The following is a 17,337-nucleotide window of genomic DNA, read 5'->3' as shown; positions in this document are numbered from 1 at the left end:
ATAACACAAATAAATAATGCTGAAAAATACTAACATTTACCTTATGATTTACTTAAAGACTCTAACTGTTCCCATCTTTCAAAAACAGCTTCTAATTCAGCCTCTTTATCTGCCAAAGATTGTAAAATTGGACTAGTAATTTCATGAGTTTGATTAAAAAAGTCACTTTGACCAATTTGTGCTTGTAAATCAGTAATCTCTAATTCTAATTGTTCTATTTTGCTTGGTAATTGTGCCAATTCTCGTTGTTCATTATAACTCAGTTTAACTTTCTTTTTAGCGGTTCGCTCACTACTTTGATTATTAGTAGCAGCTAATTCTTTTTTAGGTTGCTCAAGTTTATTAACTGTCGTTACTTTAACTGGTTGTGCCTGCTGCTGTTGTTGCAGAGCATCGGCATAACCACCAGCATAAACACCAATATGGCCTTTTTCTTCAAAAAACCAACATTGAGTGACCACATTATCAACAAATTGTCGATCATGACTAACCAACAAAACAGTTCCTTGATAATCATTCACTAACTCTTCTAGCAATTCTAATGTTTCAATATCAAGATCATTGGTCGGTTCGTCAAGTATTAATAAATTGCTAGGTTTTAAAAATAGTTTTGCGAGCAATAAACGATTACGCTCCCCACCAGACAGTGCTCGTACAGGTGTTCTGGCACGTTTAGGCGGAAATAAAAAGTCCTGTAAATAACCAAGTACATGGCGTGATCGGCCATTAACCATGACCTCTTGCTTACCTTCGGCTAAATTATCCATCACTGTTTTTTCAGGATCGAGTTCGAGACGATATTGGTCAAAATAAGCAACTTCAAGCTTTGTGCCACAATGCACACTACCTAATGTTGGTGTCAAATTCCCCAACATCAGTTTTAATAAAGTTGTTTTACCAATACCATTAGGACCAATCAGAGCGATCTTATCACCACGTAATACTTGCACAGAAAAATCATTAACTAGTAACTTATCCTCAATCTGATATGTCACATTTTCAAGCTCAAAAACAATTTTTCCTGAACGTAATGCCTCCTCGATTTGCATTTTAGCACTACCCATAACTTGGCGTCGCTTGCTATATTCTTGGCGCATTGCTTTTAATGCTCGCACTCGCCCTTCATTACGAGTACGACGAGCTTTAATACCTTGTCGGATCCAGACTTCTTCTTGGGCTAATTTTTTATCAAATTCAGCATTTTGTAACTCTTCAACACGCAGTGCTTCTTCTTTACCAAGCAAATAGTTATCATAATTCCCACTCCAAGACGCAATTTTACCTCGATCCAGATCAATAATACGCGTTGCCATTTGACGAATAAACGAACGATCATGGGAAATGAACACAATACTGCCATTAAAACTTTTCAAAAAATCTTCCAACCATTTAATAGTTTGAATATCTAAATGATTGGTTGGTTCATCAAGCAATAAAACTGTTGGCTGACAAACTAACGCTTTGGCTAATGCGGCTTTACGCAACCACCCACCCGATAACGAAGACAACAACGCATCACCATCAAGCGATAATGAAGAAATCACATTACGAATACGACTATCTAATTGCCAACCATTTTGATGATCTAACTGTTCTTGTAGTTTGGCTAATTTAGCTAAATTACTTTCATTAGGATCTTGCTCAATACGATGGGATAAATCGTAATAATCTCTTAACAATTGCGCTTGTTCGTGTAATCCTTCTGCCACAAAATCAAACACGCTACCTTGCACATCACGGGGAGGATCTTGTTGTAATCGTGATACAATCACATTGTTTTCATAAATAATTTGCCCTTCGTCTAATGGCACCTCTTTATTTAAAACTTTAAGTAAAGTCGATTTTCCAGCACCGTTACGGCCAACAAGACAAACACGCTCGTTTGGCTCAATAGACATATCGATATGATCAAGTAACGGCGCATCGCTAAATGAAAGATAAGCATTGGTAAGATTAATTAATGACATAGTTATTGGTGGTTTTTATTTAGATATTAAGTAATAAGGCATTATTCTATCATAAAGTTGCCTAAGACAACTAAGTCAAATAACAAAGTTAATCTAATAGGTATCACAAATATTAGAAATCACCATTGTGACCTATTAAAAAAAACAAAAACTGTTTATATTAGCTAGCAAAATATTATTTAGATTTTAATATGAGGATAATTATGAGTCACATATGGACATTTCAGCGTGTCGGTGGGCTTGATCAAGTTGTATTTAAAAACGCCAATGACATTATCAATTTACCTGATTTAGACCCTAAATTATGGGTAGCTTTAAGTTGCCCAACTACAGGGCTTGATTTTGATGAGCGGACTTTAGCCTTACTTGATACAGACAAAGACGGACGTATTCGTATTCCTGATATTCTCGATGCTATTAGTTGGACACAAGATAAAATAACCTCGTTTGAAAGTATTTTACAGTCAAGTGAAACCCTACCTTTATCCGAAATTAACACCTCGACCCCACAAGGGAAAAAACTATCAATCACTGCTCACAGCATTTTAGCTAGCTTAAATAAAAACGACGTAGATTATTTAACACAAGATGATATTGAGCAATCAATAAAAAGCAATGCAAACAAACTTTATAACGGTGATTTAATCTTCCCTGCATCAAGTGAATTATCAGCAGACATGCAAACCTTTATCCAAACTGCTATCGAAACAACTGGTGCGCAAAAAGATATGAGTGGGCAAGACGGCATTGATCTAAATATTGCTACCACCTTTGTCGATAACCTAAAAACATGGCTACAGTGGCAAACGCAAATCAGCAATACCCCAACCCCATTTAAGGAAAATAGTGCCGAAATTTGGAAATTAATTGAACAACTTAAACCTAAAATTGATGATTATTTTTTACGTGTTGAACTTGCACAATATGCACCACAAGCACAAACCTCGCTTAATGTTGATGAAAAATACATCGTACCTACCCAAAATGGGTTACTATCTGATAAAGACTTAGCTGAATTGCCTTTATCAAAAATTGGTAACACCAATACCCTTGATCTTGTCAATGGACTTAACCCACTTTGGAAAGCAAAAATTAGCCGATTCAAAACATTAGTAGAATCATCGCTATCCAATCCAGACCAACTAACCCAACAAGAGTGGCAAGATATTCAAAAAAATTTAAAAACTTATGCCACACTAATCAGCGCTAAACCCGAAATAGCACAATTAACTGTTACAACAAAACCATCTGCTAATATAGAAGATATCCCCAATAGCATCATCGCTCATTTAGCTAGTGGAGACTTACTTGACCAATTTAAACAAATGGTTGAGCAAGATAATAAAACACCGATATCTGCATCAGATATAATAGTATTAGAAAAGTTAGTTCTATTTCACAAACACCTTTACCGCTTACTGGTTAACTTTGTCTCTTTTTCGGACTTCTTTTCGCTAAAAACACGAGCTGCTTTCCAACTAGGAAATCTTTACATTGATGGCCGCTGTGCGACACTTTGCGTTGCCGTTGATAACATTGCCAAACACACAGCAATGGCAAACTATTCCGAGCTCTGCTTACTTTATTGTGAATGCACAAGAAACGGGCAAAAGCAGATTATTGCTGCAGCAATGACAGCAGGACAAGGTGATTTATTAATTGAAGGACGTAATGGCGTATTTATTGACAACAAAGGCAACGATTGGGATGCCAATGTGGTCAAAATTATTACTAAACCCATCAGCATACAACAAGCAGTTTGGGCACCTTATCAAAGAATAGGGCGCGTAATTACTGAACAACTAAATAAATGGGCAAGCAGTAAAGATGCCGATGTCGAAAAATCAAGCGAACAAGCACTACAAAATCCAGCTAATAAATTTGATATTGGCAAAAGTGTGGGGATTTTTGCTGCAATTGGGTTAGCCATTGGTGCAATTGGCACTGCATTAGCCTCAATATTCCAAGCCATTTTTGCGCTAGCTTGGTGGCAAGTGCCTTTGGTTTTTATTGGATTATTTTTGATTATTTCAGGCCCTTCTGTTATTTTAGCATGGTTAAAATTACGTCGAAGAACGCTTGGACCATTACTAGAAGCATCAGGTTGGGCAATTAATGGGCAAGTTAAAATCAACTTAATGCTAGGAGGCTTGCTCACAAGCAAAGCACAGCTCCCATCCAATGCAAAACGTAATTTGCATGACCCAATGAAACAACGACACCACAAACTTGCTATCATTTTTTGGTTAGCTATCTTGTTCGGTATTGGGATTACAGGAGGCTGGTTATGGCATGAAGGCTATCTTGACCATTATATTGAGGCACACAAACAAGAACAGATACAGCATAAAACCGAAACAAACACCAATATTGACAAATAAAACCAACTTAAAAAATATTTCGCCGACAATTGTGGCTGTCGGCGAAATTAAGCAATAATCAATGCTGGTAAACTGGCAAGCGTCGGCAAATACCTAATACCTTTTCTTTCACGGCTTGGATGGTTTGCTCGTCATCGATATTATCTAAAACATCACAAATCCAATTAGCTAAATCTCGCGATTCGGCTTCTTTAAAGCCTCGGCGAGTAATAGCCGGCGTACCAATGCGCACACCAGATGTTACAAATGGACTTTGTGGATCTTTTGGTACACTATTTTTATTAACGGTAATATTAGCACTACCTAAAGCCGCATCAGCTTCTTTACCTGTGATATTTTTATCGACTAAATCAATTAAAAACAGATGGTTTTGTGTTTCGCCAGAAACTATCTTATAGCCACGTTGCAAAATCACCTCGACCATAGCTTTAGCGTTTTTCACCACTTGCTGTTGATAAATTTTATACTCAGGCTCCATCGCCTCTTTTAACGCAACGGCTTTAGCGGCAATTACATGCATTAAAGGACCACCTTGCGCTCCTGGAAAGACAGCCGAATTTAACTTTTTATATAATTCTTCACTACCACCTTTAGCCAAAATCAAACCGCCACGAGGGCCACCTAAAGTTTTATGAGTTGTAGTAGTAACAACGTGTGCATAAGGAACGGGATTAGGATAAACACCTGCCGCAACTAGCCCTGCCACATGCGCCATATCCACAAACAAATAAGCGCCCACACTATCGGCGATTTCGCGCATACGTTGCCAATCCACCACCCCAGAATAAGCCGAAAAACCACCAATAATCATTTTAGGTTTAGATTCTTGGGCTGTTTTAGCTAACTTGGCATAATCAATACGCCCTGAATCATCAACACCATAATCCACAACATGATAAAGTTTACCAGAAAAGCTAACTGGCGAACCGTGTGTCAAATGCCCACCTTCAGACAGGTTCATACCTAAAACCGTATCACCTGTATTTAAAAGCGCCATATAAACGGCAAAATTAGCTTGTGAACCTGAATGCGGTTGCACATTAGCATAATCAGCACCAAATAGAGCCTTAGCCCTTTCAATTGCTAATTTTTCAACAATATCAACATATTCACAACCACCATAATAACGTTTACCGGGATAACCTTCGGCATATTTATTGGTAAGTTGTGAGCCTTGTGCTTGCATTACGCGTGGACTGGTATAGTTTTCTGATGCGATCAGTTCAAGGTGATCTTCTTGGCGCTGTTCCTCACCTTTTATCGCATCCCACAGTTCTTTATCGTACTCGGCAATAGTCATATCTTTACTAAACATGTTGGATCCTTATCATCAATTATATAGTTTGTCAGATTTTGCTTTATCGTTAGCAAAATAGGTATTACACTCATATGGTTACTTAACAACCAAACGATTTCAATCTTTTTTATGAGTTATAAAAAATATTTATATCGAGGGATGGGTTATTGTGTTTTTATAAGGCGGTTTTTGCTAAAAAACAGCTGAAAAAAACATTAATAAAATTAATAATCTATCGGAGAGATTTTTTGGGATTTTTGCAGTTTTTTTTATAAAAAAGTGACTCATAAAAGCCGCTTAAGGTTATGTTATCTGTCTTGTTACGGCGTTAGAATGTGCCGACAACAGAGTGAGGTTAGTACGCCAAACAGGGATGTTTGGCGAGTTTGTGGCGCGCTTGACAAATTTGTCTGGAACAAATTTGAACACCTGAGCACAGCGAAGGTGGCCTCGTAGAGGCGAGTATCAGGATGATACGAGTAATCGCACAAACGGTGCGTTAAGACCGAGCGCCGGGGTCGGGGCAGCCGTAGGCCACATTCTGTAGCCAAAGCGTGGGATTGCAAAGGGAATTCGCTTTAATTCCCTTTGCTCGGACGTGGTCACTGTAGCTATTTTTTTCACCACAGGTCAAAACGTCCGAAGCCTTGCTGTACTAAAAATAGACCACGAATTTAAACCGCTACAGCGTAATACTGGACTACCTGCCACGCTTTTTGCATCGGTGGCAGGCGGCGCGATTGTGGCTTTGCCACAACGGCGCAACCCTAAGGGAAACGCCCCAACTTGCGCCGAGCCTTTATTGTTTTTTATATTGTCCTCTCAGGCAACATAAGCACATTCAGCACCCTAAGGATTAAGCACTAAACGCTAAAAACTAAGGTGTGACGCAAAGTGCAATAGCCTGACAATAACTATCCGGATAGCCGCTATCCCCAATACAACGGGAAGACGACCATATACTTACACTATTCGTACTTATACCACCCACTATAATGTCTACCACGAACGGATGAGGGTTATCACTATAACGAGTATCGTCCGTCCAGAAATCAAAAAGGTAGCCATATAAACCTATTCTATAACGAGTAAGATCTCCCCACTCTCCAGTCATGCCTGCCCCTATTCGACGTTGATATCCCGCCCCCTTGAAGGGTGATGTTGGCGTGGCGCTAACAGCACCCTTACAGTGATAAGCCGTATCCATAGTATGGCCACATTGTGCATTAGTTAAATCTCTTATATGTGGCAGACGATAACCTAAACTCTCACACCAAGCTTGCGAATTAGCGTAAGAATAACGTTTTGGATTTTTCTTGCGATCTTTTTCCATAAGTGATTCTTCATACCTATACCCTTTAATAGAGTATCTTCCAGTTCCAGGCATTTTTCGTATAACAAACCACTGCTTTAACTCAAATCCATATTTTACCACCTCATAGCCATCACGATCTTTGCCTACTAATTCAAATTTTTGGGGTAATTTGGGCACTCGAATTCCACCAGGATGGTCATTATCCCACTGAGATCTTGCTTGTGGCCCAGTTAGTGTAACGCGCGTTACAACTTCTGTACCATTAGGATAATTAGGTTCATTATAAGACCCAATAGGAGGAAATTGATTATCCTTAGGTATCCAATAATCGTTGGCCTCTATTCTCGTCACTGTAGCGGTTATTCCCTCATGCGTGACCGGCTCCCAAGTCAATTCATCCGCATCAACGCCCTCTATCAGCAAATCAAAATACAAACCATCCATACCCGTGGTTGGAAAATTAAGGCCATATAATTCAGGATTCATTGATTGAACTAAAAAGCCCTTATCATAATCCCACATATTAACAGGTCCAGCAACAAGCTCTGTGTCACCAGCCCCCCCACCCATGCTGTGACCGTTAAAGCTAAGATTTGGCCTAACGTAGGTAATAGTTGCTTGTTTTGAAAGAAAAATAATTGCATCACTACGCTTAGATTGACCATTTTTATCGTTTGCTGCCTGCAATCCCCATGAATATGACAATAACGGCAGTGCCAGTAATACAATTTTTGAAAATGATTTTAGTGATGATTTAAGCGAGAATGTCGAGAATATAAGCGAGAAAAGTGTAAAAACGTACCTAATGGCGTTATTTGATAAGCTTAAGGCATAGGTTTGCCAGTGTCGGTGTTCGGTGTTCGGTGTTTAATATGGTACTGCATCATATTTCCTTTGTCAAGTAATATTTTGTTTTATTTGAATTTTTTATAATTGTTCCTTATTTAATAAGCTTCTTTCTCTATAGCGATTTAAAGTATAACCATTTAAATAATAATTGGCTAGTTTTTTGGCAGATTTTTCGTAAAGTAATCCAAGTGAATTTAAAGAAACATAAAGATAGAAATGATTCAGTCATAAAAATAGGTCAATTTTTTAATGAAAATATGTTGTCATATTTCAAACTTTTTGACCTTTGGTGGAATAATTAAAATCGGTGATAACATCTAAAACCCAAACACAGCCAACCGCCCAGTTTGGCGTGCTAACCTTACTTCGTTATCAATACATTTTAATGCTGTGATAAGGCAGGCTTAAACATTGTGGTGCTATAAGCGTGATGGTACTATAGGCGTGTTTTTTGCTCTAAAATTGTTCAGGTAGACTATTGATTTTATTGAAGTTTTTTTGGTTTATGTTTTTAAGTAAAATCAACCGTTTATAGACTAGTTCTTTTTTATTACGTCGAGTTTGGATTTTTTAAAAAGCGCTTTTGTTATTTGATAATATGTAGGAATTCCTTGCGTTGTTTACAGTAATTTGAAAAACTACTGTAATGAATATCATAAAAAAAACTAACGCCTTATGAGTTTTTAGAGGATTATTTTAATCAAGATGTGTAATCAACTCGGCGTTTTGCTACAAGTTACCCTTACTTAATCAGCGCTCAATTTCAATCTTTTTTTTGAGTTATAAAAAATATTTATATATTGTTGAAATGTAGTATTATGACTGAGGTATGGCATACAAGGTATATTTCTAAAATAATTAAATTTTTTATTTGGTTTATAATGCAACTTCATTTAGTCGTTAATACATTTGGTTCCGATTTACAACGTCGTTATGGCGAAAAAATCTATAAACTTACTTTACATGGTGGCTTTAGCTGCCCTAATCGAGATGGCACTATTGGTCAAGGTGGTTGTACTTTTTGTAATGTTGCCTCAATCATTGATGAATCTATTCAGGTTAAATCAATTTCTGATCAATTAAATTTGCAAGCCCAACAGATGAAAAAATCTAAACGATACCTTGCTTACTTTCAGGCTTATACTAGCACCTACGCTGAGGTTGAAATTCTAAAAAATATGTATGAACAAGCCCTCAATAGCGCAGATATTGTAGGACTTTGTGTTGGTACTCGCCCTGATTGTGTTCCTAATGAAGCACTTGATTTGCTTGCATATTATCAATCCAATGGCTATGAAGTTTGGTTAGAACTGGGGTTACAAACAGCCCATGATAAAACCTTACACGATATTAATCGAGGGCATACTTTTGATGATTATTATCAAACCGTACAAAAAGCACGCAAGCTTGGCATTAAGGTCTGTACTCACTTAATTATTGGTTTACCGAAAGAAACCAAACAAGATAATTTTATAACCCTTGAGCGTGTACTTGATAGTGGCGTGGACGGTTTAAAGCTGCATCCTTTACATATTGTTGAAGGTAGTATTATGGCAAAAGCGTGGCGGGCTGGGCGGCTTGCCGTATTGTCATTAGATGAATATGTTGATATTGCTGGCGATATCATTCGGCAAACTCCTGCAAATATTTTGTATCATCGCATATCAGCCAATGCCAGAAAACCAACTTTACTCGCTCCTAATTGGTGTGAAAACCACTGGCAATCGATGAATGCTGTTGATCACAATTTACGTCAGTTTGGCGCTCAAGGTAGTGCTATTGGGGATTGTTACTTTTTTAAATCATAGACAGATTTAATGATTATGAAAAAAGCATTCTTTTATTTATTCACTTCATTTTTTATTAACAGTTATCTGTAAAGATGCCTTGGGTTGTTTACCGTAATTTGAAAAATTGCTGTTATAAATCCCCATAAAAAACAAAATTAGCGCCCTGTCACAAACACATGATAAGGGCTTATATCATAAAGAAAAATAACCATTACTAATTTGGCTAAGCGCGTTATGGTTTCCCGACCATTTATAACGTGCCAAATAAGGTTCAATTAGCGTTTTCGCCCCTTTCTGTTGGAAAAATGAACGTTATAAACCTATCAGTTAGGTATTAATGGTTTGTTTAAAAATCCAAAAATCCATTGAAAATAAATTAAGACGGCAAGCTAAAGCCGATAACAAAACTTATCCAAGCAAAATATTACAGATTGATACCAAAGGTTTACCTTTACTGAAAAATCAAACAAAGCAGAAAACTAGAGAATATTTAACTTTACATATCCATTTGATTTTATTGGTTTTTATACATAAACGTAGTACACTCCTGAAACTTTTTAACAAAATTTATATTATATTGATTTATTTAAATAAACTGAGTGATAACCGGTATATCAAGCAAAAATCACCTGTCCACAAATGAATGGAAAAGCTGAAAATAGAGATACATACGTTAATGGGAAGTTGTAGTATCAGCCAATATTTAACGACTCAAAAACGAAAACAAAGCTCAAACGCTTGATTAATTTTTATAGTACCGTTAAACCTTATAAAGCAATGTTAGGAAATGCCTTAGCATTTTTAGAGGATTATTTTAACCATGAAGTGTAAACAAAAAGACGTTGTTTTACACATAAAACAAATTATAACGGTATAGAATCCTGAATTATTTTTACAAAAGATAGTATTTTTATTCAAATGTCACTATGACAAAAATTTCCAGTAAGATTAATTCTAGTAAAATCAAACTTTGCACCCAAATAAATACTAAGTATATAATACTCCTTTAAAACTTGAGGCAATCTGCATGCAACTGGCGTTTTGTATTTATAAATATTTTCCTTTTGGTGGTTTGCAACGTGATTTTTTGCAAATTGCTAAGGCTTGCCAAGCTCAAGGTCACCAGGTACGAATTTATGTGATGTCATGGCAAGGCGATAAACCAACAGGCTTTGATGTGGTTTTGGTGCCTAAAAAAGGCTGGTCTAACCATAGCCGTAATCAATCTTATTACCGTTGGGTGAAAGCTCATTTACAAGCAAATCCTGTTGATTGTGTGGTTGGCTTTAATAAAATGCCTGATTTGGATGTTTATTTTGCGGGTGATACTTGTTATGCCGAAAAGGTTTCACACAAGGGTTTTTTGTATAAATGGTCAAAACGCTGTAAGCACTATTTAGCTTTCGAAGATGCGGTATTTAATCAACATAGCCAAACCAAAGTTATGGTACTAACAAAACAGCAAATTAGTGATTTTGAGCACTATTATCATACTGATCCGTCTCGATTTTACCTTTTGCCACCCGGTATTGCGCAAGATCGTCAATACAATTATGAATCGCTAGCTAAAGGTAAGCAATTTAGGCAAGCCAACCAAATTGATGAGCACAATTTTGTTATTGTGCAAATTGGATCAGATTTTAAGCGTAAGGGAGTGGATCGTTCTTTAACCGCCATTGCCGCACTACCTTGCGATTTGAAGCAAAAAGTGACTTTTTTAGTGGTGGGGCAAGATAATCCCGAAGCTTATCAAAAACTGGCTAAGCAACTCGGCATTGAGTATCAAGTCCGTTTTTTTGCAGGGCGTAATGATATCCCTGACTTTTTATTTGCGGCAGATTTGCTATTGCACCCTGCAAGACAAGAAGCAGCTGGTATGGTGCTTATTGAAGGGTTAGCCGCTGGGGTGCCAGTGATTGTGTCAAGCATTTCGGGCTATGCTTATCATATTGATGATGCCAATGCTGGTGTTGTGCTTGATGAGCCTTTTGTACAATCGGCGCTAAATGAGGCCTTGCAAAATGCTATAACAAATCACGATCAGTTATTAACATGGCATCAAAATGCAATACATTATGGTAAAACCGCTGATTTATATCATTTAGCCCAGCGTGCCGCAGATATTATTTTAGGTTGTGATCATTATGAATGAGTTGAAGTTAAAATCCCCTTTTGATGCTTTGTGGAAAAATAAAGATCCGTTTGCGGAAGTTGAGTTAATATCAGGCAAAGTCTATCGAGCAGTTAAGCAACGTAAGACGTTGAATTTTGAGCTTGGTGATGAATCGTATTTTATTAAAATTCATCGTGGTACAACCATTAAAGAGATTGTGAAGAATCTTATTTCGTTACGTTTACCTGTTTTAGATGCTAAGCAGGAGTGGGATGCGATTGAGCGTTTGGAGCAAGTTGGCGTTAATACGATGGATGGGCGGGCATTTGGTCGTAAGGGATTAAATCCACTGACTCGTCATTCGTTTATTGTGACAAGAGATCTTAACCCGACTGTGAGTTTAGAGGATTTTACTAAGCCATGGTTAACTAATCCACCTAGCTATCATATAAAGCGTTGTTTAGTGATTTATTTGGCAAAAATGGTTGCCCAAATGCATGCGGCTGGGGTTAATCATCGTGATTGTTATTTGTGTCACTTTTTGCTTGATATTCCGCTTTTTGAAAATCATCAGCAAATAAAATTATCGGTGATTGATTTACACCGTGCTCAGATCCGTAAAACAGTTCCTGTTCGTTGGCGTGATAAAGATTTAATTGGGCTTTATTTTTCAGCCATGAATATTGGACTAACCGATCGTGATATTTGGCGTTTTTTGAAAGTGTATTTTAATCAGCCTTTAAAAACAATTTTGCATAATGAAGCTAAGTTAATAGCTAGCACGCATCGAAAAGTTGAACGAATTCGTAAAAGGACAGAAAAGTATCATCTTTAACAATAAGGATACGCTATGTTTATTGAACAAATTGATATTTCCGGATTTAAAGGTATTAGTCAACTATCTTTAAAATTAAATGCAAGTTCTAGCGTACTAATGGGTGAAAATCGTTGGGGGCGGTCAAGTTTAATCAGCGCTTTGCAATTGTTATCATTAGATAACACGTTTTACCAATTTGTCGATTCCGATTTTTATCATGATCAAGACCAATGTTATGGCGATAATATTATTATTAAAATCACTTATTGCCAATCGCACTTACATGAATTAAATAATCAAGATTATCAGCCATTACGCTCAGTTTCGTATCAATCACACCAAGATAATCTGCGTCGAATCACTTATCAAATTTCTGCTAATAAACAAAATAACCAAATTATAACACAACATAAATTGCTCAATGCACAAGGCAATCCTTTTAATATAGAAAACGAAAAATTATTAATTGCAACATTAATTAAATTAAATCCAGTAATGACACTTAAAAACGCAATTAATCCTGAGCAATTAACTGTTACTAACGAACCTTTATCCGAACACTACATTAGCCAACTTTCAAACCAACTAAAAGTCCATTCAGCCGAATTAACCCAAGATGAATTAGCTCGAGGCCTACAAGCCGCACGCTCATTATTAGAGTATTATTTTGTCGATCAAGCACACCGCAATCATTACAAACAAAAAAATGCCAAAAGTACACCAAGAACAGAAGATTGGAATGTTTTGGAACAAATTAATGATGTATTGGATAATCTTGATAATGATTATTTACGAACTGTATTTTTAGGAATTTTCGGCTCTATTATTGATGCTAAAGGGAATTATTCACTTTCACAAAGTTCAATGCCTATTTTAATTTTAGAAGAGCCTGAAAGTTTGTTACATCCAATCATTTTATCCGTTGCATTTCGCTTACTAAAAAACTTCCCTACACAAAAAATTATCACGTCTAACTCAAGTGATCTGGTATCGTTATTTTCATTAGAAAACCTTTATCGCTTAATTCGTCTGCCAGATAAAATTATTGCTAAATACATTGAACCTAATTCATTAAGCGTTAGTGACAGTCGTCGTATTGCGTTTCATATTCTTTATCGCCGATCAAATGCCTTATTTGCACGATGTTGGTTGTTAGTCGAGGGCGAAACCGAAGTGTGGTTATTACGTGAACTAGCTGAACAAAGTGGTTATCATCTGAGTTCGGAAGGTGTTCAACTTATTGAGTTTGCCCAGTGTGGTTTAAAACCGCTTATAAAATATGCCAATAAAATGGGAATTCATTGGTATGTAATTACCGATGGGGATATGGCGGGTAAAAAATATGCCGATACGGTAAAATCGTTATGTGGTGAAGATAAAAATCCTAATGATTACTTAACGGTTTTACCTGCGCGAGACATTGAAAACTTTTTATTTAAACATGGTTTTAGTCATGTCTATAAACTTGCCGCTTATAATACAACACAGCATATTGATCTGCCTGTACATCAAATTATTCAAAAAGCAATTCATAAAAGTTCAAAACCTGATCTTGCGATTGCCATTTGTGATGATGCAAAATCACGTGGTATAAACGCTATACCGCGTTTGCTAATGGATACTTTTTCGAGAATTATTAGTTCATCTAAAGGGTTAGTTTAGATAATTACATTTTGAAAAATATTTAAAATCGCTATCAAGAAGATAAAACAATTCCGCCAATATAAATCGGCGGAATAAAATAAAAATTAATTCTATTTGGAGATTCGTTTATATTTAGCACGTTTAGGCTCTAATGCTTCAGCACCCAATGTGCGCTTTTTCCATTCTTCGTATTCGGTAAAGTTACCTTCAAAGAATTCAACATGTCCTTCGTCTTGATAATCCAAAATATGGGTCGCAATACGATCTAAAAACCAACGGTCATGTGAAATCACTAAAGCACAACCTGGGAATTCAAGGAGTGCGTTTTCAAGTGCTCGTAAGGTTTCGACATCTAAATCATTAGTCGGTTCGTCAAGTAATAATACATTACCGCCCACTTGTAATAATTTAGCTAAATGTACACGCCCACGTTCACCACCTGAAAGTTCACCAACACGCTTTTGCTGATCAACACCTTTAAAGTTAAAACGACCAACATAAGCACGACTTGGGATTTCAAAATTGCCAATACGCATAATATCTTGACCGTTTGAAATTTCGTCCCAAACTGTTTTTTTGTCGTCCATACTGTCACGGAACTGATCAACTGATGCAAGTTGCACTGTTTCACCCAAAGTAATCGTGCCTGAATCAGGTTGTTCTTTGCCTGATAGCATTCTAAATAGGGTTGATTTCCCTGCTCCATTTGGACCAATAATGCCAACAATTGCCCCTTTAGGAATACTAAAAGATAAGTTATCAATCAGCACACGATCGCCATACGATTTAGTTAGGTTGCTTACTTCAATCACTTTATCGCCTAAACGTTGTCCAGCTGGAATAAAGAGCTCGTTAGTTTCGTTACGTTTTTGGTAATCGTTACTGTTGAGTTCTTCAAAGCGAGCTAGGCGGGCTTTGCTTTTTGCTTGGCGCCCTTTCGGATTTTGTCGTACCCACTCGAGTTCTTTTTCGATCGATTTACGACGTGCCGATTCGGTCGAGGCTTCTTGCGCTAGGCGCTGATCTTTTTGTTCAAGCCAAGATGAGTAGTTGCCTTCCCATGGAATGCCTTCACCACGGTCAAGCTCTAAAATCCAACCAGCTACGTTGTCTAGGAAGTAGCGATCGTGAGTTACTGCAACAACCGTACCTTCGTAGTCATGTAAGAATCGTTCTAACCATGCTACCGATTCGGCATCTAAGTGGTTGGTCGGTTCATCCATTAATAACATATCAGGCTTTTCAAGTAATAATTGACAAATTGCTACTCGACGGCGTTCACCACCTGATAAATTTTCAATTTTCGCATCCCAATCAGGTAAACGTAGTGCGTCAGCGGCTCGCTCTAACTGGTTATCAAGATTGTGAGCATCTTGTGCTTGAATAATGGCTTCAAGCTCTGCTTGTTCTTTGGCTAATTTGTCAAAATCGGCATCAGGATCAGCATAAGCGGCATATACTTCATCTAATCGAGCCAATGCTTGTTTAGCCTCACTAACCGCTTGCTCAATGGCTTCACGCACAGTTTGTTTAGGATCTAATTTTGGCTCTTGAGGTAAATAACCAATTTTAATACCCGGCTGAGGGCGTGCTTCACCTTCAATTTCGGTATCAACACCCGCCATAATTCGTAATAAAGTGGATTTACCCGCTCCATTTAAACCGAGTACACCAATTTTTGCACCCGGAAAAAAACTTAAAGAAATATCTTTTAAAATATAGCGTTTAGGAGGAACAATCTTCCCTACGCGATTCATGGTATAAACATATTGCGCCATAAAACATCATCCGTTTATTGGGTTAAAATAGCAAAAGACATTTGCTATATGACTAATGGCGTATATTGTAGCGATTCTTAGGATTGGGTCTAGGGTTATTTACAAGAATGCACTAATTGCTTATACAATAATGTATCTTAAATACTGATAGAATTAAAAAATGGGAGATTATATTTGTTTAAGTCTAGTAAAAACATTTTATTTTTAAATATATTATCAATAAATTGCTAATTAAGAATATATACTAGAAATAGTTTTATATCACTTCCCAAAAAGCCGTAATATGTAATAATGTTAATAACACAGTGCGGTTATTTTAATGTAGGAAAACATCGAGTTGTTTACACTTCATCATTAAAATAATCCTCTAAAAACTCATAAGGCGTTTTCCCCAAAATTGCTTTATGCGGTTTAACCGTATTATAATAGCTAATAAATAGTCAGTGATAAGGTGTTAATTTTGCTTTTTTATGTCTATTTATTACAGTTTTTTTGCAAATTACTGTAAACAATGCGAGTAAGTTCTATAATTAACTTACTCGTAATAACCTATGTAACTTCAAAAGTTACATAGTCAAACTATTTACTGAACAGATAAAATAAATTTAACTACGGCTTAACACAAGCCGCTCTATATTGCCTATAAGTTAATTCATTATAATATAAATCTCCATCCCCTAAATCGACCCGAAGTGGTTTTCCCTTGTATGTATCGATTGTCCAATACCAATCTTGAGGATGACTAGTTTCCCAGTCGTCAAGAAATAAATAGTGATTAGAATGATTAAACAAAGTTCCCCATTCATTAAATAGCCCGCCAATCCACTTGCCATTACCGCCGCGATAGCTTAATTGTCGGCGATAACCGTTGATATCTCTTTCAGGAATACCACCTGTCCAAATATCACCTATATTTGCGTTGGTGAAATCCGCTACACTTGGCATTCGGTATCCAATTCGGTTACAGTAATCTTTTGCGTCTTGCACAGATGCATTAATATTAGCCCCTTGGGCTATATACCATCTTTCAATTTTAAAGCTATACAATACGTTAGTTTTGGCTCTATCAGAATAAAGCTTAAATGTAGAGGGACTAAAATTTTTATTAGCGCTACGATTTGTAGGACCTTTCAATACGATCTTTAAAGCAACATCTTGTGAGCCTTTTCCCCAACCCGGTGTTCGTTCAGATAATAAAACTAAACTAACTCCACTCCCTGATTCAGGGAATACTCTAGCACCATTAGCTGAGATAATCTCTTCGGGCGTTACGTTTGCTAATAATAAATAAAAATAAACATTATTTGTTCCTGTCGATGGGAAATTACGTTGTGGATTGTTTATATCTTGTGGAACAAATCCTTTTCCTTTTACCCAATCGGGACC

The 17,337-nt window shown here is 36.9% G+C and carries 9 protein-coding genes and 1 pseudogene; 5 read left to right on the top strand and 5 right to left on the bottom strand.

Translation table 11 applies throughout. From position 1 onward, the window contains the following. Positions 1-41: 41 nt before the first annotated feature. On the bottom strand, positions 42-1,967 hold the full coding sequence (locus GA0061080_RS07480; RefSeq protein WP_091123500.1) for an ABC transporter ATP-binding protein: 1,926 nt from the start codon (positions 1,965-1,967) through the stop codon (positions 42-44). A gap of 203 nt (positions 1,968-2,170) precedes the next feature. Here GA0061080_RS07480 and GA0061080_RS07475 point away from each other — a divergent pair, with 203 nt between their 5' ends. Beyond that, positions 2,171-4,348 carry a phage holin family protein gene (locus GA0061080_RS07475; RefSeq protein ID WP_091123497.1) on the top strand — a complete coding sequence of 726 codons (2,178 nt, stop codon included), beginning with the start codon at positions 2,171-2,173 and terminating at the stop codon, positions 4,346-4,348. Positions 4,349-4,406: 58 nt separating this feature from the next. Here the strand turns inward: GA0061080_RS07475 and glyA are convergent, their stop codons facing one another. Together glyA and GA0061080_RS07460 are read right to left on the bottom strand one after the other, a co-directional pair. Next, the gene (gene glyA / locus GA0061080_RS07470; RefSeq protein WP_091123493.1) at positions 4,407-5,663 is read right to left on the bottom strand and encodes a serine hydroxymethyltransferase; all 1,257 of its coding nucleotides are present in this window, start codon (positions 5,661-5,663) and stop codon (positions 4,407-4,409) included. Between the two features lie 859 nt (positions 5,664-6,522). Continuing rightward, on the bottom strand, positions 6,523-7,665 hold the full coding sequence (locus GA0061080_RS07460) for a hypothetical protein (RefSeq protein ID WP_091123486.1): 1,143 nt from the start codon (positions 7,663-7,665) through the stop codon (positions 6,523-6,525). Between the two features lie 1,025 nt (positions 7,666-8,690). Between GA0061080_RS07460 and mnmL the strand changes: the two genes are divergently transcribed. The 4 genes from mnmL to GA0061080_RS07435 all read left to right on the top strand — a co-directional run bounded on the left by mnmL (position 8,691) and on the right by GA0061080_RS07435 (position 14,191). Beyond that, positions 8,691-9,617 (top strand): tRNA modification radical SAM protein MnmL/YtqA, encoded by a 927-nt coding sequence (gene mnmL, locus GA0061080_RS07455; protein ID WP_091123483.1) that lies wholly within the window; start codon positions 8,691-8,693, stop codon positions 9,615-9,617. Between the two features lie 1,009 nt (positions 9,618-10,626). Continuing rightward, positions 10,627-11,751, top strand: coding sequence for a glycosyltransferase family 4 protein (locus GA0061080_RS07445; protein WP_091123475.1), 1,125 nt, complete (start codon positions 10,627-10,629; stop codon positions 11,749-11,751). After that, a complete protein-coding gene (rfaP, locus tag GA0061080_RS07440; protein WP_091123471.1) occupies positions 11,744-12,547 on the top strand; it encodes a lipopolysaccharide core heptose(I) kinase RfaP in 804 nt (267 codons plus the stop codon). The genes GA0061080_RS07445 and rfaP overlap by 8 nt, the downstream gene beginning before the upstream one ends. A gap of 15 nt (positions 12,548-12,562) precedes the next feature. Further along, positions 12,563-14,191 carry a DUF2813 domain-containing protein gene (locus GA0061080_RS07435; protein WP_091123467.1) on the top strand — a complete coding sequence of 543 codons (1,629 nt, stop codon included), beginning with the start codon at positions 12,563-12,565 and terminating at the stop codon, positions 14,189-14,191. Positions 14,192-14,283: 92 nt separating this feature from the next. Here GA0061080_RS07435 and ettA read toward each other — a convergent pair whose 3' ends face one another. Next, a complete protein-coding gene (ettA, locus tag GA0061080_RS07430) occupies positions 14,284-15,951 on the bottom strand; it encodes an energy-dependent translational throttle protein EttA (protein WP_091123464.1) in 1,668 nt (555 codons plus the stop codon). Positions 15,952-16,560: 609 nt separating this feature from the next. Continuing rightward, positions 16,561-17,337: pseudogene (locus GA0061080_RS12575) on the bottom strand (hypothetical protein); the annotation flags it as partial.

This window comes from Gilliamella intestini (assembly GCF_900094935.1).
GTDB classification, from domain to species: Bacteria; Pseudomonadota; Gammaproteobacteria; order Enterobacterales; family Orbaceae; genus Gilliamella; species Gilliamella intestini.
Note: the sequence above shows the minus strand (reverse complement) of the source record. Positions and strands in the feature narration are given on the sequence as shown.

What these genes read in the sequence shown, in the direction of transcription:
- GA0061080_RS07480 (WP_091123500.1), bottom strand. Translation starts at nt 1,967, where the DNA reads ATGTCATTAATTAATCTTACCAATGCTTATCTTTCATTTAGCGATGCG.
- GA0061080_RS07475 (WP_091123497.1), top strand. Translation starts at nt 2,171, where the DNA reads ATGAGTCACATATGGACATTTCAGCGTGTCGGTGGGCTTGATCAAGTT.
- glyA (WP_091123493.1), bottom strand. Translation starts at nt 5,663, where the DNA reads ATGTTTAGTAAAGATATGACTATTGCCGAGTACGATAAAGAACTGTGG.
- mnmL (WP_091123483.1), top strand. Translation starts at nt 8,691, where the DNA reads ATGCAACTTCATTTAGTCGTTAATACATTTGGTTCCGATTTACAACGT.
- GA0061080_RS07445 (WP_091123475.1), top strand. Translation starts at nt 10,627, where the DNA reads ATGCAACTGGCGTTTTGTATTTATAAATATTTTCCTTTTGGTGGTTTG.
- rfaP (WP_091123471.1), top strand. Translation starts at nt 11,744, where the DNA reads ATGAATGAGTTGAAGTTAAAATCCCCTTTTGATGCTTTGTGGAAAAAT.
- GA0061080_RS07435 (WP_091123467.1), top strand. Translation starts at nt 12,563, where the DNA reads ATGTTTATTGAACAAATTGATATTTCCGGATTTAAAGGTATTAGTCAA.
- ettA (WP_091123464.1), bottom strand. Translation starts at nt 15,951, where the DNA reads ATGGCGCAATATGTTTATACCATGAATCGCGTAGGGAAGATTGTTCCT.